The organism is Campylobacter aviculae (genome assembly GCF_005406215.1).
Lineage (GTDB): Bacteria > Campylobacterota > Campylobacteria > Campylobacterales > Campylobacteraceae > Campylobacter_D > Campylobacter_D aviculae.
The window spans coordinates 1-6,914 of the sequence record NZ_NXMA01000024.1; the positions used below are offsets into that span (position 1 = coordinate 1).

Genomic DNA, 6,914 nt, shown 5'->3' on the forward strand with positions numbered 1-6,914 from the left:
AACTTCATTAAGCCCTTTATTTAAAAAAATATCATTAAAATCACTTATTCCTTGTTCTGCTTCTTGATCGCTAATTTTTGGAATAATAACCTTAATATCAGAAAACTTTTGTTTAATGTCTTTAACAGTTTCTACACCAACGTTTGATAATCCTTTTAATTCTCTCTTTTTATCATTATCAGCTATTAAAGTAATAGGAATGTTTTGAAATTTGTTTTTTAAAATTTCAACTATTTTCGGCAGATTTCCAGCATCTATACCCATTATTACAGGTTTATTGAGTGCTTTGTGTATGGTTGCTGCAGTGGCAAAACCTTCTGCTATGATAAATTCTTTACAATGTTCTAAACTTTTTGCACCTATTATATGAAAACAACCAGTTTTTTTTGCAGAATATTCGATACCTTGTTCTTTCTCTTCTTTGGTTTTAATAATGCCAATAATCTTGTCGCCATTTGGGAATATTCTTTGCACAGACCATAACTTGCCATTTTCATCTTTTAAAGGAATGAGTAAAGAACCCCTGCTGTCTTGTTTAAGATAAAAATTTTCTTCAAAACCTTTTTTCTTTAAATAAGGATGATTTGAATGTGCCCAATTGGCTTGATTGTATTCTTCTTCAATTTTTAATGCTGTTTTTTTCTGAAGTTCTAAAATATCATGTTTAGTATTATTGCTTATAGAATTATTGAAGTTTTTTGGACTAGGTGCTTGATAACTTACAATGTTTTGTCTTATATTCTCTAAAGGCATTTTCCAATTTTCTTTAATACCTGTTTTAAAATTTTGAATAAAACCAGCAGGATATTCATCTAAAAATCCACTATATGCCCCACTCATTTCTCTACCCCTATCTGTTGTGGTTTTTACTCTATGGATCTTACCATCCATAATAGGCAAGCCATCAATAATTAAACCTTGATTTTCTAAAGCAGATTTAAAAGTGGTTAAAATCTCACCTTCATCAAATGAAAATTCTTTTTTTTGGTGTGGATAAAGCCATTGTGAAAAAATATTCTTATCTAAGCTTTTTGGAGCAAACCATTTTTTTTCTTTTTCATCCCACATCGCACCTAATGATTTTACTTTTTCTTTATCTTTAAATGGGACATAAAGATAAATTCTTTTTTGTGGCATTGTGTATCCTTTTAGTTTCCTTTAATATTATTATTGCTATAATTACAAACGAAATTCGAGGGACTCCTTGTGTCCCACCTTTTAACAATACTTCAGAAGTTCTTCATTAAATATTTTAATTAAATCATCTAAGGATAGTTCTATCTTTTGCGGATTAATTCCTATATAGGTGTCTTTGATTTTTGTTGTTAATCTTGGATAATGTTTTCCATTTTTTTCTCTTGTTTTTAGAATATTTTCCCAATGATAACTTCTATTTCTTAGATTTTGTAATAAGCTAAGAACTATATCCACTTTATATATATTTCCAAAGTTTCTTTTTTTACCATTTTTTAAAAAGAAATTTCTATTATATTGATTGTAATTTCTAAAATCTATATCTTTATCTTTTAAATTCATTATTTGTTCTTGTAGTTTATTTTCTTTTATAAAGCAAATAATAATTCCTAAACCCATACGAGAAAGACATTGATGATGAGTTAAATTTTTATCTTTAATAATTTCTTTGATTTTTTCATCGTTAGAATTTTTTATCCAATTTTCATTTTGTTTTGATAATTCACTGTCAAGTTTATTTCTAAGAATAATTTCTAATGTAGCAATTTTTGGAGTAATTTTTCCTACAAGCTTAAGATTATCATAGTGCTTAACAATATCATTATTATAAGATAATAGTCTTGTTTTAGAAAATAAATTATCAAAATTCATTTTTTACCTTGATCGTGAGTATGTTTTTTCATTGCTAATTTCTCTATCTGGCAAAATTTTATTTAGTTTTTTTTTGAAAAACTCATTCATTTTTTCTTTAAAAAATGATTTTTTGCCAATTTTATTAATTTGTTTTTTTTCAAATTTTTCTCTAGTTTCTGAGTAAGAATTTGCAAATTCTAATATCATTAATCCTACATCTTTATTTGCTACTTCTGATAAATTTTTTATTGCTTTAAAAGTTCCATCTAACATTTCATCATATATTTTTGGCTTATAAATACCAAGTTGATTATTAAGATCTTTTTTTACTTCTGGATTTATATTTTCTTTAACTAATTTAGAGCTACCAATATTAATTAAATGTTCAATACCTTTTTGAAAATTTTTATCTCCAAGTCTTATATTTAATGGTATTTTTTCTTTATCAGTAATAATATCAAATTTAATATATTGATTTGAAAAATCTTTTTTCAATAAGCTTTCTGCAACATCAAAAGTTTTTATAGTATCAAAAAACTTATTTACATCTTCTCCCTCGTAAGTTCCTTCTTGTATAGCTTCTTTGTAATGCTCATTAAGTTCGCTTACATCTGTTACTTTTATTTTATAATTTTTTTCCATTTTTATTCCCTTATAATATTTTTTTGTTTTATTGTTTTTTTGCAGTTTTTATTTTATTATTTTTATGATTAAAATCATATAAGTTATTTATTATTTCTAAAATTTTTTCAGTATTTTTGCAATTAAATTTTTTTATCAATAAATTAAATTCAATTTTAAAATCTTTATTCTCTTCAAAGTCTTTTAACAATGCCGATGAAAGTTTTTTATATATACGCTCTTTATTTTCTTTTTCTTTTTGGCGTAATTTTTTTAATTTTTCATCATACTCACGCTTTAATTCTATTATTAACTTGCTTTCTTTAAGCATAATAACTCCTTATAATTTTTGTAAATGTTATTATTACAAAATAATATTAATATTTTATAAAGTTTAATAGTGTAGAATACCAATCAATTTGAATAATTTAATAATTACAGGATAGCCTTTTATTTCCTAAAAAGTTACCTTTTTAAAAAAATAAAAGGCAAAAACTCTGCGAGGCTCACTAAGGAATTGAGAATGAATAAAAACAATAATTGTGTCATAAAAATTAGCAAAGATGATAAAACAATTTTAGAATATATAAAATCAGAAACAAATGTACCATATAGTAGAATAATATCTATTTTATTAAAAAAGTTTAATTCTTGTGATACAGATGAAAAAAATAAAATTAATAATGAAATATCTAAAAATAAATTTTATACAAGCGATGAAAATAAAATAATTAAATTAAAACTTACAGAAAATGAAGTAAATATTTTAAAAGAAATTTCTAAAAAAACAGGATTTTCAAGTATTACCAAACAAGCTAAATTTTTGCTATTAAACTCCATAAAAAATGAAAAACTTTTTGCTAATATAGAAATAGATGAGTTTATAAAAACAAGAACAGAAATTAACACAATAGGTAAAAATATATATCAATTATTAAAAATTCTTAGGAGCGGAAATTCTGTAAAAATAAATGATAATAATTTAAAAAAATCAATCGATAATATTAGAGATAAAATTGATATATTGTCTAATAAACTTGGTATTATAATAGAAAAAAATAATGAAAGAATTTAATGTCGCGTAGTGTTAAAATATTTGATGACGAAATAATTGCTAAAAAAGTTTTTACTAAAATAGAAAATGCTTCAAAATTACCACTAAATTATATCAATAAAAATAAAAATAAATATACTAAAGATGTAAAAACAGGTAAGCTTGTTAGTAAAAATATGTTTAGAAAAAATACAGAAGTTGTTGTAAAAATTACTTCAGGTTCTAAAAATTCTCAAGCACTTTCAAAACATCTTGATTATATTTCTCGTGATGGAAATGTAGAATTAATAATCAGTGATTTTGATAAATATATAGGTAAAGATGAGATTTTAGAAGTCAAAAGAATTTTTAAAAATGAAGGAGCTCCTATTCCATTATATAAAGAAGGTGCTAAAGAAAAAAGACATACTATTAATATGGTTTTTTCTATGAAAGAACATTCTACAACACCGAAAGAAAAATTACAACAAGCTGCAATTATTGCTTTAAAAAAATCGTATCCAAATAATTTTTTTGTCCTTGCTTTTCACGGAGATACAGATAATCCACATTGTCATATTTGTTTGAAAGTCGCAGATAAAAATGGTAAAAGAATTAATCCAAAAAAAGCAGATTTAGCAAATTTAAGAGCAGAATTTGCAAAGGCATTAAATGAGTTAGGAGTTGAAGCAAAAGCTACAAGCAAAAAGCAAAGAGAAGTGGAAATAGATCAAGAATTTTCAGTCAAATTAAATACAAATAATAAACTTAATCAAACTCCAAAAATAAAAATGCATTACTATCAGATTATGGATTTTGGAAAAGCGAATTATCAATTTAGCACAGATAAAAATGCTAAAAAAAGTTATTATGTAAGTTATAAAACCAAAAAAGGAATAACTACAATTTGGGGGCAAGATTTAGAAAGAGTTATAAAAGAAAATAAAGTTTTAAGGGGTGAATATGCAAGATTTAAAATAGTAGGACAAGAAGATTATGAAATCAGAAAAAAAGTTAAAATAAATAATAAATGGCAAGAAGTTTCTAAAATACTTAAAAAACCTATTTGGGACGTATCAGTAATAGGCAGAGAGAAAGATTTGAAACAGATAAATAAATCCAACGCCAAAACAACGAAAAAATATAAGATTATACAAGAGAAAGGAGTAAATAATGAGAGAGATTATACAAAACAATATAGACAGAGAGTCTTACAAGAGCTCGGTAATAAATCAATTATCCGAAGAGAAGTTGCCCAAGAAAGAAACTCTATGCGAGTATTGTCCAAACAGCCTATGGTTTTTAACACAAAACGAACTCAAATGCTTTTGCACATCAATGCACTCAATCAGCTACAGCAAGGAGAGCGAAGAAGAACCGATAATATCTTGCGATGGACAAGTGCTAGGAATAATAAGATTGCAAGAGATGAGTAATTTATAAAAGAAGGAATAAAATATAATGAAACAAGAAATTTATACCAGCAAATTTTATATTTCTAAAAAAATGGAAAAGAGGCTTGTTTTAAATTAGATTTTGAAATAAAAGCATTTGGAGAAAATAAAAAATTTTACCGTGTAAAAATATATGCAATTATAGATTATCAATATTTGAAAGACGAATCAGGTGTTATCCCAAATGATAATAAAAATAGAAGCCATTGGACATTACAATATGATTACGATAAATGGAGTTTTCATTCTTCTATAATGATTCGTTGGGATTATAGATCTTTGGGGATAGGAACATTTATAATAAATAGAATGCTAGAAATTGCTTTAAATTATGTTCCAGAAGTAAAACTTTATGGTACTTTAGGTTGGGTGGATGAACAAAATCCCAAAAATCATATAAGAAGGGATAAATTATATAAAAATTTAGGTTTTATATTTAATGAAAGCAATACAGGTTTTAGTATAGATAGGATTAGTAATTTAAAAATAAGAAAAGATTTTGATTATATTCAAGAAGTTTGCATACTTGATGTATATTATCAGCTAGGAAAATTACAATATGAAAAAGAAAGAAGTGATAAGATTTTAGAATATTATAAAAATAATTCAAATGAAGCGAATAGAAAGAATGATACTCTTCAAGCAAGAAATAAGTTTATGTTTTTTCTTTTAATAGCATTAATAGCATTGGTTATTTTAGCTATTTATTTATCAAAGCAAAAGGTAATTACCTTTTGCTAATTAATTTTAATATCATATTCTTTCTGAATATTATTGTTTTTATTTAAATCTTCTAAAATCTTCGCAGATTTTGGTATAAAATCGCTTTTATAATCTTTTTGTGTGCTCATTTTCTTCTCCTTGTGTAAATTCTAATTCTATTAAGTCAAATAAATTTCGACCACCATAATATTTTTCATCTTCAATTTGTCTTTTTGTTTTACGCATTTGTATCCTTGTAGTTTTGTTTTTTGCAAGGATATTTTAACATTTTTAGTTATTAATATTTAAAGCTCTAGCCTCTTTTAAAATCAATTTTCTTATATAAGTGCCATATTCACTAACTAATTCTAACTCCATTAGCTTTTTTAAAATATTCATTTCTTGTTCATTTAGTCTGCAAACTACTAAATTATCTCTTCTTAATTTTTGATCTATAGTTTTTCTTCCAGCTGATTTTTTATCGGCTTTCTTATAGGTTTTTTGGGAACTTGTTTCAGAGTTTAAAGCTTCTGCTATTGTAAATGGTTTTTTTTCCATTGTTATTTATCCTTTCTAATAAAATCTAAAAGTCTTTGATATTCATTGAAAAAGTTTGTATAACTTAATCTTGAAAGATTGTTTTCGTTATAAAGCTCAGTGAAAGAAGCTCCGCTACTCATAGAATTTTCAATTATTTTTGAAAACTTAAAGAAAAAAAGATTTAAATCTGTAAAATTACTTTCAAGAGTTTCGCAAATTTGGTTTTTTTCCTTTTCATCTCTATAATCTGTAACCAAAATACAAATTCTATTATCGTTGCCTATTTCGTTTAAAGTTTCTAATGTTCTTAGCAATGAATTATAATTACTTGTGCAAGGAATAATAATCTTATTGCTTTCTTTAATAATATCCAATACTCCTTTTTCTACAAATCCACCAAAATCATAAACACAATTGTCTATTTTTTTTGGGGTTGGTAAAATTTTTGCTTTTTCAGGATAAATTCTTTCTATAATGGAATTGTCATTGCTTTGCAAAAAACATCCTAAATCTTTAGCAATTGAAAAGGCAAAAGGAGTTTTTCCAACACCACCCTTTTTATTTACAACAGATACTATCATAAAAGAAATCCTTTTTATATTTTTGTATAATATTATATACTAATATTTATTAATATATAATAAAAATAAATATTAGTTATATATTTTTGCTTTGATACTTTAGTCATAGTTTTGTTTCAAGTTCTAAATAATCTTCTAAGTGTAGTATGAATTTCA

9 protein-coding genes are annotated in these 6,914 nt (G+C 24.6%); 3 read left to right on the forward strand and 6 right to left on the reverse strand.

The annotated features are described in order from the left end of the window. From CQA76_RS08475 to CQA76_RS08490, 4 genes are all read right to left on the reverse strand, one after another. Positions 1–1,137 (reverse strand): DUF5710 domain-containing protein (locus CQA76_RS08475; protein ID WP_137622957.1); only part of this gene is annotated, 1,137 nt, incomplete at its 3' end. Between the two features lie 81 nt (positions 1,138–1,218). Continuing rightward, on the reverse strand, positions 1,219–1,845 hold the full coding sequence (locus CQA76_RS08480; RefSeq protein ID WP_137622958.1) for a hypothetical protein: 627 nt from the start codon (positions 1,843–1,845) through the stop codon (positions 1,219–1,221). 3 nt (positions 1,846–1,848) lie between these two features. Then, positions 1,849–2,469: an NTPase gene (locus CQA76_RS08485; RefSeq protein WP_137622959.1), complete on the reverse strand. Its 621-nt coding sequence runs from the start codon at positions 2,467–2,469 to the stop codon at positions 1,849–1,851. Between the two features lie 28 nt (positions 2,470–2,497). Next, entirely contained in the window at positions 2,498–2,779 is a 282-nt protein-coding gene (locus CQA76_RS08490; protein WP_137622960.1) for a hypothetical protein, read from the reverse strand. 192 nt (positions 2,780–2,971) lie between these two features. Here CQA76_RS08490 and CQA76_RS08495 point away from each other — a divergent pair, with 192 nt between their 5' ends. From CQA76_RS08495 to CQA76_RS08505, 3 genes are all read left to right on the forward strand, one after another. After that, entirely contained in the window at positions 2,972–3,523 is a 552-nt protein-coding gene (locus CQA76_RS08495; protein ID WP_137622961.1) for a hypothetical protein, read from the forward strand. Next, a complete protein-coding gene (gene mobP1, locus CQA76_RS08500) occupies positions 3,523–4,917 on the forward strand; it encodes a MobP1 family relaxase (RefSeq protein ID WP_137622962.1) in 1,395 nt (464 codons plus the stop codon). The genes CQA76_RS08495 and mobP1 overlap by 1 nt, the downstream gene beginning before the upstream one ends. Positions 4,918–5,091: 174 nt before the next feature. Further along, a complete protein-coding gene (locus CQA76_RS08505; RefSeq protein ID WP_232364925.1) occupies positions 5,092–5,676 on the forward strand; it encodes an N-acetyltransferase in 585 nt (194 codons plus the stop codon). 252 nt (positions 5,677–5,928) lie between these two features. Here CQA76_RS08505 and CQA76_RS08510 read toward each other — a convergent pair whose 3' ends face one another. Both CQA76_RS08510 and CQA76_RS08515 read right to left on the reverse strand, forming a co-directional pair. Continuing rightward, positions 5,929–6,195, reverse strand: coding sequence for a hypothetical protein (locus CQA76_RS08510; protein WP_137621235.1), 267 nt, complete (start codon positions 6,193–6,195; stop codon positions 5,929–5,931). Between the two features lie 2 nt (positions 6,196–6,197). Next, complete coding sequence (locus CQA76_RS08515; RefSeq protein ID WP_137621234.1) at positions 6,198–6,758, reverse strand: P-loop NTPase family protein; 561 nt, start codon at positions 6,756–6,758, stop codon at positions 6,198–6,200. Between the last annotated feature and the right edge of the window lie 156 nt (positions 6,759–6,914).